15 protein-coding genes are annotated in these 14,114 nt (G+C 68.2%); 4 read left to right on the plus strand and 11 right to left on the minus strand.

Annotated features, from left to right (window positions below; genetic code table 11):
• Positions 1-350: 350 nt before the first annotated feature.
• Positions 351-1,688 (minus strand): glutamate-1-semialdehyde 2,1-aminomutase, encoded by a 1,338-nt coding sequence (gene hemL, locus ACHQ4I_RS34790; RefSeq protein ID WP_420776144.1) that lies wholly within the window; start codon positions 1,686-1,688, stop codon positions 351-353.
• A gap of 191 nt (positions 1,689-1,879) precedes the next feature.
• Between hemL and ACHQ4I_RS34795 the strand changes: the two genes are divergently transcribed.
• A complete protein-coding gene (locus ACHQ4I_RS34795) occupies positions 1,880-2,260 on the plus strand; it encodes a hypothetical protein (RefSeq protein ID WP_420776145.1) in 381 nt (126 codons plus the stop codon).
• Here ACHQ4I_RS34795 and ACHQ4I_RS34800 read toward each other — a convergent pair.
• The 5 genes from ACHQ4I_RS34800 to hemB form a co-directional block, all read right to left on the minus strand.
• Positions 2,257-2,496, minus strand: a complete 240-nt coding sequence (locus ACHQ4I_RS34800) for a hypothetical protein (protein WP_420776146.1) — start codon at positions 2,494-2,496, stop codon at positions 2,257-2,259. The two genes, ACHQ4I_RS34795 and ACHQ4I_RS34800, sit on opposite strands and share 4 nt — an antisense overlap.
• A 339-nt stretch (positions 2,497-2,835) precedes the next feature.
• Complete coding sequence (locus ACHQ4I_RS34805) at positions 2,836-3,102, minus strand: hypothetical protein (RefSeq protein WP_420776147.1); 267 nt, start codon at positions 3,100-3,102, stop codon at positions 2,836-2,838.
• Complete coding sequence (locus ACHQ4I_RS34810) at positions 3,099-3,638, minus strand: hypothetical protein (RefSeq protein WP_420776148.1); 540 nt, start codon at positions 3,636-3,638, stop codon at positions 3,099-3,101. The genes ACHQ4I_RS34805 and ACHQ4I_RS34810 overlap by 4 nt, the downstream gene beginning before the upstream one ends.
• A 320-nt stretch (positions 3,639-3,958) precedes the next feature.
• A complete protein-coding gene (locus ACHQ4I_RS34815; protein WP_420776149.1) occupies positions 3,959-4,354 on the minus strand; it encodes a hypothetical protein in 396 nt (131 codons plus the stop codon).
• Between the two features lie 398 nt (positions 4,355-4,752).
• Complete coding sequence (hemB, locus tag ACHQ4I_RS34820) at positions 4,753-5,730, minus strand: porphobilinogen synthase (protein ID WP_420776150.1); 978 nt, start codon at positions 5,728-5,730, stop codon at positions 4,753-4,755.
• A 212-nt stretch (positions 5,731-5,942) separates the two neighbouring features.
• Here hemB and ACHQ4I_RS34825 point away from each other — a divergent pair, with 212 nt between their 5' ends.
• Both ACHQ4I_RS34825 and ACHQ4I_RS34830 read left to right on the plus strand, forming a co-directional pair.
• Positions 5,943-6,764, plus strand: coding sequence for a tetratricopeptide repeat protein (locus ACHQ4I_RS34825; RefSeq protein WP_420776151.1), 822 nt, complete (start codon positions 5,943-5,945; stop codon positions 6,762-6,764).
• Positions 6,765-7,051: 287 nt separating this feature from the next.
• On the plus strand, positions 7,052-7,330 hold the full coding sequence (locus ACHQ4I_RS34830; RefSeq protein WP_420776152.1) for a hypothetical protein: 279 nt from the start codon (positions 7,052-7,054) through the stop codon (positions 7,328-7,330).
• Between the two features lie 236 nt (positions 7,331-7,566).
• Here the strand turns inward: ACHQ4I_RS34830 and ACHQ4I_RS34835 are convergent, their stop codons facing one another.
• The 5 genes from ACHQ4I_RS34835 to ACHQ4I_RS34855 form a co-directional block, all read right to left on the minus strand.
• Positions 7,567-9,129, minus strand: a complete 1,563-nt coding sequence (locus ACHQ4I_RS34835) for a bifunctional uroporphyrinogen-III C-methyltransferase/uroporphyrinogen-III synthase (protein WP_420776153.1) — start codon at positions 9,127-9,129, stop codon at positions 7,567-7,569.
• Complete coding sequence (hemC, locus tag ACHQ4I_RS34840) at positions 9,126-10,187, minus strand: hydroxymethylbilane synthase (RefSeq protein ID WP_420776154.1); 1,062 nt, start codon at positions 10,185-10,187, stop codon at positions 9,126-9,128. The genes ACHQ4I_RS34835 and hemC overlap by 4 nt, the downstream gene beginning before the upstream one ends.
• Positions 10,184-11,629: a glutamyl-tRNA reductase gene (locus tag ACHQ4I_RS34845; protein ID WP_420776155.1), complete on the minus strand. Its 1,446-nt coding sequence runs from the start codon at positions 11,627-11,629 to the stop codon at positions 10,184-10,186. The genes hemC and ACHQ4I_RS34845 overlap by 4 nt, the downstream gene beginning before the upstream one ends.
• Positions 11,626-12,450, minus strand: a complete 825-nt coding sequence (locus ACHQ4I_RS34850) for a redox-sensing transcriptional repressor Rex (protein ID WP_420776156.1) — start codon at positions 12,448-12,450, stop codon at positions 11,626-11,628. The genes ACHQ4I_RS34845 and ACHQ4I_RS34850 overlap by 4 nt, the downstream gene beginning before the upstream one ends.
• 251 nt (positions 12,451-12,701) lie before the next feature.
• Complete coding sequence (locus tag ACHQ4I_RS34855) at positions 12,702-12,962, minus strand: glutaredoxin family protein (RefSeq protein WP_420776157.1); 261 nt, start codon at positions 12,960-12,962, stop codon at positions 12,702-12,704.
• A 129-nt stretch (positions 12,963-13,091) separates the two neighbouring features.
• Between ACHQ4I_RS34855 and ACHQ4I_RS34860 the strand changes: the two genes are divergently transcribed.
• On the plus strand, positions 13,092-14,102 hold the full coding sequence (locus ACHQ4I_RS34860) for an HAD family hydrolase (RefSeq protein ID WP_420776609.1): 1,011 nt from the start codon (positions 13,092-13,094) through the stop codon (positions 14,100-14,102).
• The last annotated feature ends 12 nt before the right edge of the window (positions 14,103-14,114 follow it).

Below are 14,114 nucleotides of genomic sequence, written 5' to 3' on the forward strand. Positions count from 1 at the left end.
GGCGACAGCGGACTCGGCGGCAGCAACAGATTCGGCGGCGGCAGCAGACTCGGCGGCAGCAGACTCGTCGGCGGCGACAGACTCGGCGGCGACAGACTCGGCGGCGACAGCAGACTCGGCGACAGCAGACTCGGCGGCGGCGGATTCGTCAATGGCACTGGATTCGGCCGCAACGCGACCGGACGCGGCAGCGTCGCCGGGCTGCTCGGCAATGCCGGATTCGTCAGTGGCGCTCGACTGCTCGGCCGCGCCGACGGTCGCAGCGGCATCGGATTTGTCGGCGGCGGCTTCCGCGCCGTCGACAGGGGTGTCTGGTAGTTCGCGCTTTTCTGAATCTGGCTGGTCGGAACTCACGCGCGGGATCCTTCGGGGGTGGCGGCCGCGGCCGCGTGTGCGGCGGCGGGCAGGGCGGCGGCGATACGGTCGAATGCGTCCTCGTCGAGCGCCGCGGAGACGAACCATGCCTCGAACGCGCTCGGCGGCGCGTACACCCCGCCATCGAGCAGTGCGTGGAAGAAGGCGGGGAAACGCCAGGTCTGGCTGGCTTTGGCGGCGGCGTAGTCGTTGACCGGACGGTCGGCGAAGAACACGCTCACCATATTGCCCGCGAACTGAACCTGATGCTCGACCCCGGCCGCGGTGAGCGCCTCGGTGAACAGGCCGCCGAGTCGCTCGGCATTGCGATCGAGCGCGGCATACACCGCGTCATCGGCCGCGCGCAGTGAGGCGAGCCCCGCGGCGACCGCCACCGGATTACCGGAGAGGGTGCCCGCCTGATACACCGGGCCAAGCGGCGCAAGGTGATTCATGATCTCGGCGCGACCGCCGAACGCGGCGGCGGGCAGTCCACCGCTCATCACCTTGCCGAAGGTGTACAGGTCACCGGCGACTCCGTCGAGGCCGAACCAGCCGGACCGGCTCACCCGGAATCCGGTCATCACCTCGTCCATGATCAGCAGCGCGCCGTGCTCGGCGGTCAGCGCGCGCAGGCCTGCATTGAAGCCGGGCAGCGGCGCGACCGCGCCCATATTGCCCGCTGCCGCCTCGGTGATCACGCAGGCGATCTGGCCCGGATGCGCGGCGAAGGCGGCGCTGACGGCGTCGATGTCGTTGTACGGCAGCACGATGGTGTCGGCCGCCTGCGCGCCGGTGACGCCCGGCGAGGTCGGCAGGCCGAGCGTGGCGACGCCGGACCCGGCATCGGCGAGCAGGGCGTCCACATGACCGTGATAGCAACCGGAGAACTTGATGATCTTGGAGCGACCGGTATAGCCGCGAGCCAGTCGGACCGCACTCATGGTGGCCTCGGTGCCGGAGTTCACCAGCCGAACCCGGTCCACCGGCGCCATCCGCTCGGCGATCAACTCGGCGAGTTCGATCTCGGCCTCGGTCGGCGCGCCGAAGGACAGTCCGCCGACGGCCGCGCGCTGCACCGCCTCGACCACCTCGGGGTGCGCATGGCCGAGGATCATCGGACCCCAGGAGCACACCAGGTCGACGTACTCGTTGCCATCGACATCAATGAGCGTGTAGCCCTTAGCCGAGGCGATGAATCTCGGTGTGCCGCCGACGGACTTGAACGCCCGCACCGGCGAGTTGACGCCACCCGGAATCACCGAAGCAGCCCGGTCGAAGAGCTGAGCCGAGACCGGCACCAATGCCCTGGTCGCGCGCGGAGAAGAACTCACGACGTCCAGTGTCTCAGCCCGATCCGAAGGAGTCGACGACAGGGTGTAGTGGAGGTGATGCAGACCGCAGCCAGATCAGCGTTCCTGGCGCAACACGCCGATCGTGGTTCGGAGCGATTTCGATCGCCGAATAGTTGCCGGTGCGTAATCTCGGGGCGTCGTCGCACCATCTAGCCCACCGGGAGGCTCCCATGCGGTTTGCCGTCGTCAGTGCCACGATCTTTGCCGCGATCGCCGCCGCCGTGACGTTCGGCGCCGGGTCCGCGGCCGCCGTGGATCCGATCAGCCAGTCCGACCGCGTCGGGCTACATCTGAATCACGCGGAGACCGCGGCACTCGGCGATGGACCGCTGCCCGCTTTGATCACCATGGTGGTGCCGCTCAACCGGATCGGGGCCGGGCTGAAGGGCGACACCGAGATCTACCGCGACCAGAACGGCGGCGTGCACGCCTCATTGCGTCAGGTCATCGCGGAGGCGGCCAACCATCCGGACGGCACCGTCGCGCTCTACCTCAACGCGCCGGGCACCCGGAACGGCCGCACGCTGGACATCTACCAGAACTGGAACTAGGTGTACATGCACGGCGCGGAGGCCGAGATGGTGTGCAGCTGGCACATGAAGTTGTTGTAGACACCCGCGGAGCCCGAATCGGGCAAGAAGATCGGAGCGGGCTGAGCTACCTCGGTCTCGGTCTGGGCGGCGGGCTCCAGCGGCAGTCCCGGTGCGGCCCACGCGGGCGCCGCACCGATCGCGGCCGCCGCGACGACCGCCGCGCACACTTTCCCGGCAAAACGAATCACAAGCATTTCTCCCAGTCGACACAGTGCTTATTCCGGCCGAAAGCATAACGGCCACAAGAGTATTCGCCGAATGCCAACTATTGCGGCCGCAGCTCGGCGCGGCACTTGCACGGTAGTCCAGTCGCGGCGCGTGCACCAGGGTCTATCAGATGACGATTTCCGCCACAGCGCTAGGAGGTGACGCCCAAGCAGAACTCTGCGAAACCGGTGGTCAGCAGACAAGCCAACGGAACAGGGAGCAGATCGAGCGGTGAGAACGTAGGAATCATCGGCGTCATGGCTGCGATGTTCCCGCGAATACCGCGATCAAACAGCCGCGGCGACGAAGAGCGCCGGTAATCGCCCTCAGCGCGACCGCACGGCGCGCACCGCTCGCGCGACCGCGTCGATGGCGAAAATACCGGCCACCACGACCAGGAACGTGGCCAGGACCAGCCAGGGCGCGCTGTAGCGGGTGGCGTCGAAGCCGGGCACATCGCCAGACGGGGCGAAGCTCGTGGTGACCAACCCATTGCGCCAGCTCACCACCGCGAAGACCGCGCATACCAACGCGAGCGTCAGCTCGACCAATGCGGTCAGCATTCGGTCACCGAGCACGATCCATCGCTTCAACGGTCCGCTCCGTTCTCGCTGTTCTCGGCTTCCTCGACGGTCGATGCGGGCTGGTCCGGATCGGCCCCGCCCAGTGCCGTGGTGAGCGCGGCACGCAGTCCGCGGTGATCCTTCGCCCACGCCTGCACCAGGCCACCGTCGACAAGTCGCAGCCCGATGCCCTTGCGCCGCCGCGGCACTGCGCTCAACTCGCCGAGCGAACGCGCCGATTCCCAATCCTGGTCATCCCAGGATTCCTCGTCCCGCTCGGGCAGCACCGCATCGATCGCCGCCAGCGGCAAGGTCTCGGTGCCCTCGCGCAGCGCGGTGTCGGTCAGTTCGACGCTCACGTGCCGCTGACCCGCGATCACCTGCAGCACAACGAAACCCGCGATCAGCACGGCACAGAAGATGAGGGCGAACCAATGCACCTCGGCAGAGGTCACCAATTCGAGAATCAAGACGACGAGACACAACACCGGCCCGTAGGCCACCGAACGCCATCGAGCGCCGGGTTCCGCGAATAAGACGGTGGCGCCATCACCCGTATCCGTCACACCATGCTCCCGGTCGCGTCCGGGAGCCACATCCGGCCCCTGATCAGCCGACCTTGCCCGGCAACAGCAGCACCGCGACGGTAACCAAGCCGAAGAGGATCAGCAGGCTCAGCACGAGCAGATCTCGCCGAATGCTCTGCGGCTGTTGGATCACCACTCGCATCGATGCCTCCGATCTTCCGGAGCCATTTGGTCGACGCACTTGCGAAACGCAAGACAACGTGTAACAAACGACTACCGGTTCCCATTCCCACTGTGACAACCCTCACGATACATGCTGCCGTTTTCTTGACAAACTCGCGGATCGCTCCGGCCGCAGTTCACCTGCGGGTCATCCGGAAGTACGCGGTCGAGTCCGGACGGTGACTCAGATAAACGGCGCCCGCCGCGAGCACGCCCTGCACGATCGCGGCGCCACCGGCCACCAGCGAGGCCGCTCCGGTCACCGATTCCAGCGCGAACATGGTGCCTACCGCGACCAGCACCAGCCAGACGCCGATGGCCGTCAATAACGTTCGCGCCCAGAGCTTTCCGCGCACGAACTGATGCACGAACAGCAGCGCCAATGCGGCCAGCGCCAAACCGATCACCACACCGACCACGAAGGCCAGCGAAACCATCAACTCCGCACTGGGCATCGTGAAGTTCGGATCGCTCGCATGCACCTGGTCATACATCTTCTGTGCCAACTCACCGCGCTGCTGCACGGCGGACATGATCGATCCGATCAACTGCACGATGCCGAATCCGATGACACCCCACCACAATTGCTGCGCGGTCCGAATATCCTCCGGCGGTTCCGGCCGCGGCGGTGGTGGCCCGGCGACCGGGCCACGCGGGTACGGGCCCGGTGTGTGTGGGCCGTGTGCGTATGGGCCGTGTGGATGCGGCCCAGGCGGATTCGAGCCCGGAGGGTACGGCTCGGGCGTATTCGAACCCGAAGGATACGGCTCGGGCGTATTCGAACCCGAAGGATACGGCTCGGGCGTATTCGAACCCGAAGGATACGGCTCGGGCGGATTCGAACCCGAAGGATACGGCTCGGGCGTATTCGAACCCGAAGGATACGGCTCGGGCGTATTCGAGCCGGATGCCTCGGGTCTGGACGGATTCGTCACGACAGCCAGTGCGCGGCCTCGGTCGCCCAGTAGGTGAGCACGATGTCCGCGCCCGCCCGGCGGATGCCGATCAGTGATTCCAGGATGGCGCCGCGCCGGTCGATCCAGCCGCGCTGGGCGGCGGCGGTGATCATCGCGTACTCGCCCGAGATCTGGTACGCGGCCACCGGCACCGTCGACTGGTCGGCGACATCGCGCAGGATATCCAGGTACGACATCGCGGGTTTGACCATCACGATGTCCGCGCCCTCGGCCAGATCCAGCTGCAGTTCCCGGATGGCCTCGCGGCGGTTCGCCGGATCCTGCTGGTAGCTGCGTCGATCCCCTTGGAGCGAGGAGGCGACGGCCTCGCGGAACGGCCCGTAGAACGCCGAGGCGTACTTCGCGGCGTAGGCGAGGATGCCGGTATCGGTGCGCCCGACCGCGTCCAGTCCGCGCCGGATCGCGCCGACCTGGCCGTCCATCATGCCGCTGGTGCCGAGCAGATCGGCACCGGCCTCGGCCTGTGCGAGGGCCATCTCCACGTAGCGGTGCAGGGTGGCGTCATTGTCGACGCCGCCGTCCGCGGACAGCACGCCGCAGTGCCCGTGATCGGTGAATTCGTCCAGGCAGGTATCGGCCATGACAACCGTCGAATCGCCGACCTCGTCGGCGAGCGCGCGCAGACCCCGGTTGAGGATGCCGTCGGGATCGCTGGCCCTACTGCCGGTGGCGTCCTTGTCCTCGGGCAGCGGCACGCCGAATAGCATGAGCCCGCCCACACCGGCGGTGACCGCCTCGACCGCCGCCTTGCGCAGCGAATCCATCGAGTGCTGCATCACACCCGGCATGGAGCCGATCTCGCGCGGTTCCTCGAGGCCGTCGGCCACGAACATCGGCAACACCAATTGCCGTGGCTCCAGAGTTGTTTCGGCCACGAGACGGCGCAGAGCAGGGGTACGGCGCAACCGCCGCGGGCGGTCCAATCCGGTCATATTCGCATGATATGCCCGGTCCGAACGGTGGTCGCACCCGGCAGGGGCGGTGGGCCGGGAAGCCGGCCAGCGTTAAGGATGTCTCGAGGATTCGATAAGGCCACCGCGCGACACTGCGGCCACGCGGCAGTGGGGCGGCCGCACGGAGAATTGCGAGGTGCGGTGCGGGGGATGATGGTGGTGAGTGGCCGGTCCGGCTCCGGGAGCAGACGATGACCGAATTCGCTATTCCGCCGCGGCGGACCGATTGGGATGGTCTGCGGAAACTGGCGCGCGGCGGGGATCCGGGCGTGCTCATGCAGTTGGCGCAGCGGCTGTACGAGGCAGGTGAGTCGGCCGAAGCCGAACAGTGGTTCCGCCGCGCCGCCGCACAAGGGAGCGGACCGGCAATGGCGGGTCTCGGCGCATTGCTCGCCGCCGACGGACGGATCTCGGAAGCGATTCGGTGGCTGGAGTTCGCGATCGCGGCCGACTGTCCCGGGGCCGACCAGCAGTTGGGGACGTTGTATTTGGAGCGGGGAAATCTCGACGCCGCCGAAGTCTGGTTCCTGCCCGCCGCCGAAGACGGGCTGCCCGAGGCGCTGTGCAATATGGGGGTTGTCGCGAGTCGCCGCGGCTTCGACAACGAGGCACGGCATTGGTACGAGCGTGCGGTGCGGGCCGGAAGTCCAACGGCCATGCGCACTCTCGGGGTGTGGCTGGCGCGCGAGGGCAAGGTCGAACGGGCGGTCACGCTGCTGACCGAGGCGGCACGTCGCGGCCGCACCGATGCCATGGCGGTGCTCGGCGTGATCTTCCTCGAGCACGGCGACTGGGTCGAGGGTGAGCGGTGGTTGCGCCGCGGCGCCGAGGCGGGCGACGCCGATTCGATGTTCCACCTCGCGCGATTCCTGCGCGAACAACCCGTGCACATGGACAACCCGGCCGCGGCCGCCGCGGCAAAAGCGCAGGCGCACAGGGACGCCCGCTACTGGCTGGAGCGCGCGGCCACCCTGCGCCATCCACAAGCGCTCGATCTCCTGCACGAACTCTGAACACCCGCCCACCAGTTTCGTCAGCCGGGAATCCCGCACGAACTCTGAACACCCGCCCACCAGTTTCGTCAGCCGGGCATCCCGCACGAACTCTGAACGCCTGCGCCGTTCCGCGGCTGGGCATCCCGCACGCGGGCTGCCCGCCTCGCAACAGGGCTGCCCGCGTGGTTGTCCGCAGTGTGTGAAACCCCTTGTGAGCGGCCGTTTTTGTCGGTGGGCAGTAGTAAAATCGAAGACGTGTTCGAGGGAACTCTCCGAGTTCCCGATCGCGACGGGAGGACGCCACAGTGCCCAAAACCGCACCGAAGTCGAAGATTATCGATCGGCCCTACGTCCCGCTGCGCAAGCAGCCGCTGCCCGCCGGGCGGCCGCGCAAGTGGTACATCTCGCACAACCGCCGACTCAAGGCCATGCGCCTGACCATCGCGCTACTGGACTCCGGCATCTACCTGCCGAGCCAGGCCAATAACGAAAGGATCCGGCAGACAGCGCAACTCATCGATATCCGCCCGCCATCCGACACCACCTGCCGCTTGGTGCGGACCCTGCTGCGCTACAGCCGCTGAGCAGCGGAGCTCGACGGTTGCGGCGGCTCCGGTTGCGGCGGCTTCCGGTTGCGCGGCGAGGGGCCGCCGCTAGCGACTGCTTGCAGGACGCTCGAAACGGCCAACTAGCAACCTGCCTACAGGACGCTCGAAACGGCCAAGCGAGCGACTGCTTGCAGGTCGGTCAGCTAGCGACCACTTGCGGGTCGCCCGAGACGGCCCGCCTTCGTCGCGCAACCGGGTAAGTCCACCGATGACTAGCGGCTGCGGCGGCTCTTCTTGCGCGGCGGGGGCAGCAGACCCTCGGCACGCAGTCGGGCCGCATGCTCGGCCAGCGCCTCGACCAGCGGACCGACCTGGGCGACCTCGGGCTGCACATCCACGCGCAGGCCGAATTCGATGGCCGTCTCGGCGGTCTTCGGGCCGATGCAGGCAACGATGGTGCGCGCGTGCGGTTTACCCGCGATGCCGACCAGGTTGCGGACCGTGGAGGACGAGGTGAACAGGACCGCGTCGAAACCGCCGGTCTTGATCATTTCGCGGGTCTCGGCGGGCGGCGGCGAGGCGCGCACCGTGCGGTAGGCCGTGACGTCATCGATTTCCCAGCCGCGGTCGCGCAGACCCTCGGCGAGGGTTTCGGTGGCAATGTCCGCGCGCGGCAACAGGACCCGGTTCACCGGGTCGAAAACGTCGTCGTAGGGTGGGAAGTCGGCGAGCAGGCCCTCGGAGGACTGTTCGCCGCTGGGCACCAGCTCCGGGTTGATGCCGAACGAGCGCACCTTATCCGCGGTGGCCTCGCCGACGCAGGCGATCTTCACACCGGAGAAGGCCCGTGCGTCCAAACCGAATTCGGCGAACTTCTCCCACACCGCGCGCACCGCATTGGTGGAGGTGAACACCACCCACTGATAGCGGCCGTCGACCAGACCCTTGACCGCGCGCTCCATCTGCGCCGGACTGCGCGGCGGTTCGACCGCGATGGTCGGCACCTCCATCGGGATGGCGCCGTGGCTCACCAGTCGCTCGCTCATCTCGGCGGCCTGATCCTTGGTGCGCGGCACCAGCACGGTCCAGCCGTACAGCGCCCGCGACTCCCACCACGACATCTTCGACCGCTGCGCGACCACCTTGCCGATGGTCACCACCAGCGGACCGACGAGTTCGGAGGCCGCGCTGTTGAGCGTGGCCAGAGTGGCCTCGATGGTGCGCTGCTGGCGGGTGGTGCCGCGCACCGTCACCGCGACCGGGGTCTGCGGCGCCATGCCGTGTTCGACCAGCGCGCTCGCGGTTTCGGCCAGATGACCGGAGGTCGCCGACAGCACCAGCGGGCCCGGCGCGGCGGCCAGCGCGGCCCAGTCGACCTCACCGCGCACATCGGCCTCGGTGTGCCCGGAGCCCAGCGCGATACCGGCGAAGCTCGGCACCGCCGAACCGTTGGGCAGACCCGGCAGCACCTCGAAGACCATATGCGAGCGCGTGACCGCGTTGACCTCGGCGATCACCGAATCGGTCGTCAGCGGATCACCCGCGACGACCCGGACCACGTCGTGCCCGCCGCGGGCCTCGGCGATGAGCGTCTTGGCGACCTCGGCGGGATCGCCGAGCGCGGGCCGCACGTCGACCGGGCGCTCGCCGTCCTCGCCGGGCTCGACCGCGATGCCGATCAGGGCGAGCACGCCCTTGTCGACATCAGGATCGGTGAACGCCAGCGTCGCGCGACTGAGCACCTCACGAGCACGCACTGTCAGCAGCGCCACGTCGCCAGGCCCTGACCCGACGAAAAGGATCCGACCGGGATGCTTCTTGTGTGCTCGGCTCATTGGCTGTTCTCCATTGGGCTGGATGTGGTGAAGTCATCGGCGGGCGGCGACACCGCCTGTGAGGGGGAACCGGCGGACTCCGGTTCGGGCGTGCTGAGCAGCTCGCGGGCGCCCAGATCGAGCAGTTCCCGAGCCAGCTCGCGACCCAGTTCCGCGGCGCGCTCCGGCGGCCCGACCACGGAGGCGCGCAACACATCGGAGCCGTCGACGGCCGCCGCGCACCCGCGCAGCGACAGTTCGTCGACGATCTTGCCGTCGTCGTCGAGCGATTCGACGACCTCGGCGATCGCGCCGATCGGCGCGGTGCAACCGGCCTCGAGTTCGGCCAGCAGCGACCGCTCGGCAATGACGGCGGCGCGGGTGGCGGCGTCGTCGAGTTCGGTCAGCGCCGCGAGCAATTCGGTGTCGTCGCTGCGGCATTCGACCGCCAGCGCGCCCTGGGCGGGCGCGGGCAGCATCTGCACCGGCTCCAGCGCCTCGGTCACCTCGTCGAGCCGTCCGATTCGGGCGAGTCCGGCCCTGGCGACCACGACCGCGTCCAACTCGCCCTCGCTGACCTTGCGCAGGCGGGTGTCGAGGTTGCCGCGCAGCGGCACGATGTCCAGACCGAGTCCGAGGGCGCGCAGCTGGGCCGCACGGCGCGGCGCGGAGGTGCCGATCTTGGCACCGGCGGGCAGCTCACCGAGCACCAGACCGTCGCGCGCCACCAGGGCGTCGCGCGGATCCTCGCGCGGCGGGATGGCGGCGATGGTGAAGCGCGGATCCTGTGCGGTCGGCAGGTCTTTGTACGAGTGCACCGCGATGTCGATATTCCCGGCGGCCAGTTCGTCGCGCAGGGCCGAGGTGAAGACGCCCACGCCGATCTTCTGCACCGGATCCGCGGACAGATCGCCCGCGGTCTTGACGACCACCAGCTCCGCATCGTGTCCGGCCGCGATCAGGGTGTCGCGGATGGTGCCCGCCTGAGTGAGGGCGAGCAAGCTACCTCTGGTGCCGATCCGCCACGGCACGCGTGTGCTGCCTGCGGTCACGTTTTCCTCTTCCTGCACAGCTGTCATGCCGTCTGCCCCTGTTCCTCGCCGCGGTGTCCGGCGGTGAAGTCGTCGGCCAGCGCGATCTCGCCATCCCCCGTGAATCGCGGTGCGCCGTGCTCGTCACCGATCGGACTGATCTCCATCGGTGTCGCAACCGCTTGCGCCGCACCGGGTTTGAGCTCGAACAATTCCCGCAGCGCCTCGGCGTAGGTATCCCCGCCCGGCGTGGAGGCCAGCTGCTTGACCCGAACCGTCGGCGCGTGCAGCAGTTTGTCGACGACGCGGCGCACCGTGCGGGCCACCTCGTCACGCTCCGGATCGGCCAGTCCGGGCAGCCGGGAATCCAGTCTGAGCAATTCCGCCTCGACCACTTCGGCCGCGCGCTGACGCAGCGCGGCCACGGTCGGGGTGACCTCGGCCATGCGCTGGCCCGCAAGGTATTTCGCGAGTTCATCGGCGACGATCGAGCGGGCGGCGGCGGTATCGTCGGCGGCCGCACCGGCCGCCGGATCGCGCTGCAACGTCTCGATATCGATGACGGTGACACCGGGCAACCCGGCGACGGCGTGTTCGACATCGCGCGGCAGACCGAGATCGCAGAACACCAACGGCCGTTCCACCGAGGCGAATTCGTTGGCGCGCTCACGCTCGGCGAGGGCCCGGTGGGTATCGGCCAGTGTCACCACCGCACCGACCGCGCCGGTACAGGTGATGACGACATCGGCGGCCGCCATCGCCTCGGTCAGGCGCGACAGTTCCATCGAATGCGCCTCGACACCGTGACTGCGCGCGGTCGCGGCGAGCCGTTTGGCTCGGGAGGATGTGCGATTCACCACGATGATGCGGCCGATGCCCGCACGCGACAGATGCGCCACCGCGAGTCCGCCCATCGCGCCGGCCCCGAGCACCACCGCGGTCTGCCCCGCGAGCGGGCCGAGCACCTGCTGCGACCGATCCAGCGCCACCGAAACCACCGACGCACCGGCCCGGTCGATACCGGTCTCCGCATGCACCCGCTTGCCGACGCGCAGGGCGTGCTGGGCCAATTCGTGCAGGGTCCGCCCGACCGCCTGCTGGGCGTCGGCGGAGGCATAGGCGCCGCGGATCTGGCTGAGGACCTGCTGCTCGCCGACCACCATCGAATCCAGGCCGCTGGCCACCGCGAACAGATGTTCGGCGGCGGCCTCGCTGTAGCGGACGTAGGCGTGCTTGGTCAGATCCGGCAGCGGCAGTCCGGAATGTCTGGTCAATAGCTCGCCGACCTCGGCTAGGCCGCCGTGGAAGGCGTCGACAACGGCGTAGACCTCGACGCGGTTGCAGGTGGAGACGATCATCGCCTCGGAGACGTGACTGGAGGTGAGCATTCGGTCGATCAGCTTCGGCCGGTCCGCGTCGGTGATCGCGACCTTCTCGAGAATCGAGACGGGCGCGCTCCGATGCGAGATCCCGACTAAAAGAACGCTCATGGTGTAACCACCGATCCCTTGCTGGATGGCTCCGTTGCCGAGTGCGAGGTCTTCGAGTGTTTGAGTGCCGGATGTCCGGCAGCAGCGTGCGCGGCGGGCGCGCGGTGGGCGATGCGACCGGAGACCGCGTGCGCCACCTCGGGCAGCGGCGGCGCATTGCGTGCCGTCTCGAACGACAGCATCTGCAGCTCGACCGCCAGGTCGACCCGGCGGACCTCCACCGTCTCCGGCGCGGTCAGTTCACACGGGGCGAAGCTCAGAATCGATTGCAGCCCGGAGGCGACCAGCAGGTCGCAGACGTCCTGCGCCGCCGCGTCGGGCACGGTGATCACCGCGATGGTCGGCTTCAACGCGTCGATGGCCGGGGCCAGATCCGCGACATCGCGCACCACCAGTCCGGCGACCGACATGCCGATCACCTCGGGATGGCTGTCGAACATGCCGACCACGGTGAATCCGCGCCGCCGGAAGCCGCCGTAGCCCACCAGGGCCCGGCCCAGATTTCCGGCGCCGACCAGTACCACCCGATGTCCCTGCGACAGACCGAGCACGTCCTCGATCCTGGTGCGCAACTTGGCGACGTCATAGCCGACACCCCGAACTCCATTGGGGCCGAGGAAGGAAAGGTCCTTGCGCAACTTGGCGGAATTGACACCCGCCGCGACAGCCAGTTCCTCACTCGATACGATGGCAACACCGTCGTCGGCCAACATGGCGAGGACCCGGAGATAGGTGGCCAGCCGCGCCACAGTGGCCTGCGGGATGTCCTTCTGCAGAGCCCTGCCGGAGACGCCGCCTGGCGTCTCATGCTGCTCTGTCACGTCGTCGGCTCCTCGTTCCGGCCTCCGGCGAGGTCCGGTTCGTCGTTCGACCTCGGGCCCGGGGCGGTCCGGTGCCATGGTCGAAGTATTCGGAATGCTGGGTTCATTACGCGGTGGATCCGCAGCCTCGGCATGCGGGTCGCGTGCCACCACCGTAACCGCTTGTGCAGCCCTTCACAAAGTCGGTGAATTTGGCCTCATTTTCCGCCGCGACCAGCAGCGCGGCGGAATCGGGCCGGATCAGCTATCGCTCAGCGAGTCAAGTCGGCCCGCAATCGGGGCTCGTCGACATCGAAATAGCTGTGCTCGCGGCCGTCCAGCAGCACCACCGGAAGCCGGTCGCCGTACTCCGCGCGCAGGCCAGGGTCGGTTCCGGCGGCTTCGTCGACGTCGACGGCCGCGGGCTCGATGTCGAAATCGGCGCAGATCGCCCGCAGTTGCTCGAGTGCGATGACGCACAGTCCGCAGCCCGATCTCGTCAGCAGCGTCACCGAATGTGTGGGATTGGTCATGGCCGATATTAAATCCCCTCGCCACGCGCGGATCGGAGCGCGCGGTAGTGCCTTAACTGTCACCGCGGGCAGCTAATGTGGTTGTGGTTCGCGCGACGGGCGGAGGTACTGGTGCCGGAACGATCGAAGGTGGCAAGGGCAGGTTTCATCGCGGGACGATTCGGAGAGTTTCCGGTGCGGTGGAATCAGGGTCGGCTCGGCCAGGGTCTGCAGGACCAGCTCGCGCGCATCTCTCGCAGCCCCTTCGGCCCGAGCGAGGAAGAGCTGCGGGCCAATCTGGCCGGTGAGGCCAGTGCCGAGGCGGCGCTATCGCTGCACGACGCCGAACTAGCCGAGGCCGCTGTCGAGGCGACCGGGCCGGAGGCCCCGCGCGACCTGACCGCGGCCGCGTTCTTCGATGTCGACAACACCATGGTGCAGGGTGCGTCGATCGTGCATTTCGCCCGCGGGCTGGCGGCGCGCAAATACTTCAAGACCTCCGATCTGGTGGACGTCGCCTGGAAGCAGGTGAAGTTCCGGGTCACCGGCAAGGAGAACAGCACCGATATGGCCGCGGGCCGGGAGAAGGCGCTCGCGTTCATCGCGGGCCGCCCGACCGCCGAACTGGCCGCGCTCGGCGAGGAGATCTACGACGAGATCATCGCCGACAAGATCTGGCCGGGCACAAGGGCTTTGGCGCAGATGCACCTGGACGCGGGCCAGCAGGTGTGGCTGGTGACCGCGACGCCGGTCGAGTTGGCGCAGGTGATCGCGAAGCGGCTCGGGCTGACCGGTGCACTGGGCACGGTCGCCGAGAGCGTGGACGGCAAATTCACCGGGCGGCTGGTCGGCGACATTCTGCACGGGCTGGGCAAGGCGCATGCGGTGCGCACGCTGGCCATCCGAGAAGGCTTGAACCTCAAGCGCTGTACGGCCTACTCCGACAGCCACAATGATGTGCCGATGCTCTCGCTGGTCGGCACCGCGGTGGCGATCAATCCGGATTCGGATCTGCGTGAGGTGGCGAAGAACCGCGGATGGGAGATCCGCGACTTCCGCACCGGGCGCAAGGCCGCGAAGATCGGCGTGCCGACGGCACTCGCGCTCGGCGCCGCCGGCGGTGCGGTCGCGGCGGCGGTCACCCGGCGTCGCGAGCACTGAGCGCTCACATCC

Origin of the sequence: Nocardia nepalensis, from assembly GCF_048910785.1 — a bacterium.
Taxonomy (GTDB): domain Bacteria; phylum Actinomycetota; class Actinomycetes; order Mycobacteriales; family Mycobacteriaceae; genus Nocardia; species Nocardia nepalensis.

Excerpts from the sequence above, each read along its gene's own strand:
- ACHQ4I_RS34855 (WP_420776157.1), bottom strand. The coding sequence starts at position 12,962 with ATGACCAATCCCACACATTCGGTGACGCTGCTGACGAGATCGGGCTGC.
- hemB (WP_420776150.1), bottom strand. The coding sequence starts at position 5,730 with ATGACCGGATTGGACCGCCCGCGGCGGTTGCGCCGTACCCCTGCTCTG.
- ACHQ4I_RS34795 (WP_420776145.1), top strand. The coding sequence starts at position 1,880 with ATGCGGTTTGCCGTCGTCAGTGCCACGATCTTTGCCGCGATCGCCGCC.
- ACHQ4I_RS34825 (WP_420776151.1), top strand. The coding sequence starts at position 5,943 with ATGACCGAATTCGCTATTCCGCCGCGGCGGACCGATTGGGATGGTCTG.
- ACHQ4I_RS34800 (WP_420776146.1), bottom strand. The coding sequence starts at position 2,496 with ATGCTTGTGATTCGTTTTGCCGGGAAAGTGTGCGCGGCGGTCGTCGCG.
- ACHQ4I_RS34845 (WP_420776155.1), bottom strand. The coding sequence starts at position 11,629 with ATGAGCGTTCTTTTAGTCGGGATCTCGCATCGGAGCGCGCCCGTCTCG.
- ACHQ4I_RS34835 (WP_420776153.1), bottom strand. The coding sequence starts at position 9,129 with ATGAGCCGAGCACACAAGAAGCATCCCGGTCGGATCCTTTTCGTCGGG.
- hemC (WP_420776154.1), bottom strand. The coding sequence starts at position 10,187 with ATGACAGCTGTGCAGGAAGAGGAAAACGTGACCGCAGGCAGCACACGC.
- ACHQ4I_RS34815 (WP_420776149.1), bottom strand. The coding sequence starts at position 4,354 with ATGTCCGCCGTGCAGCAGCGCGGTGAGTTGGCACAGAAGATGTATGAC.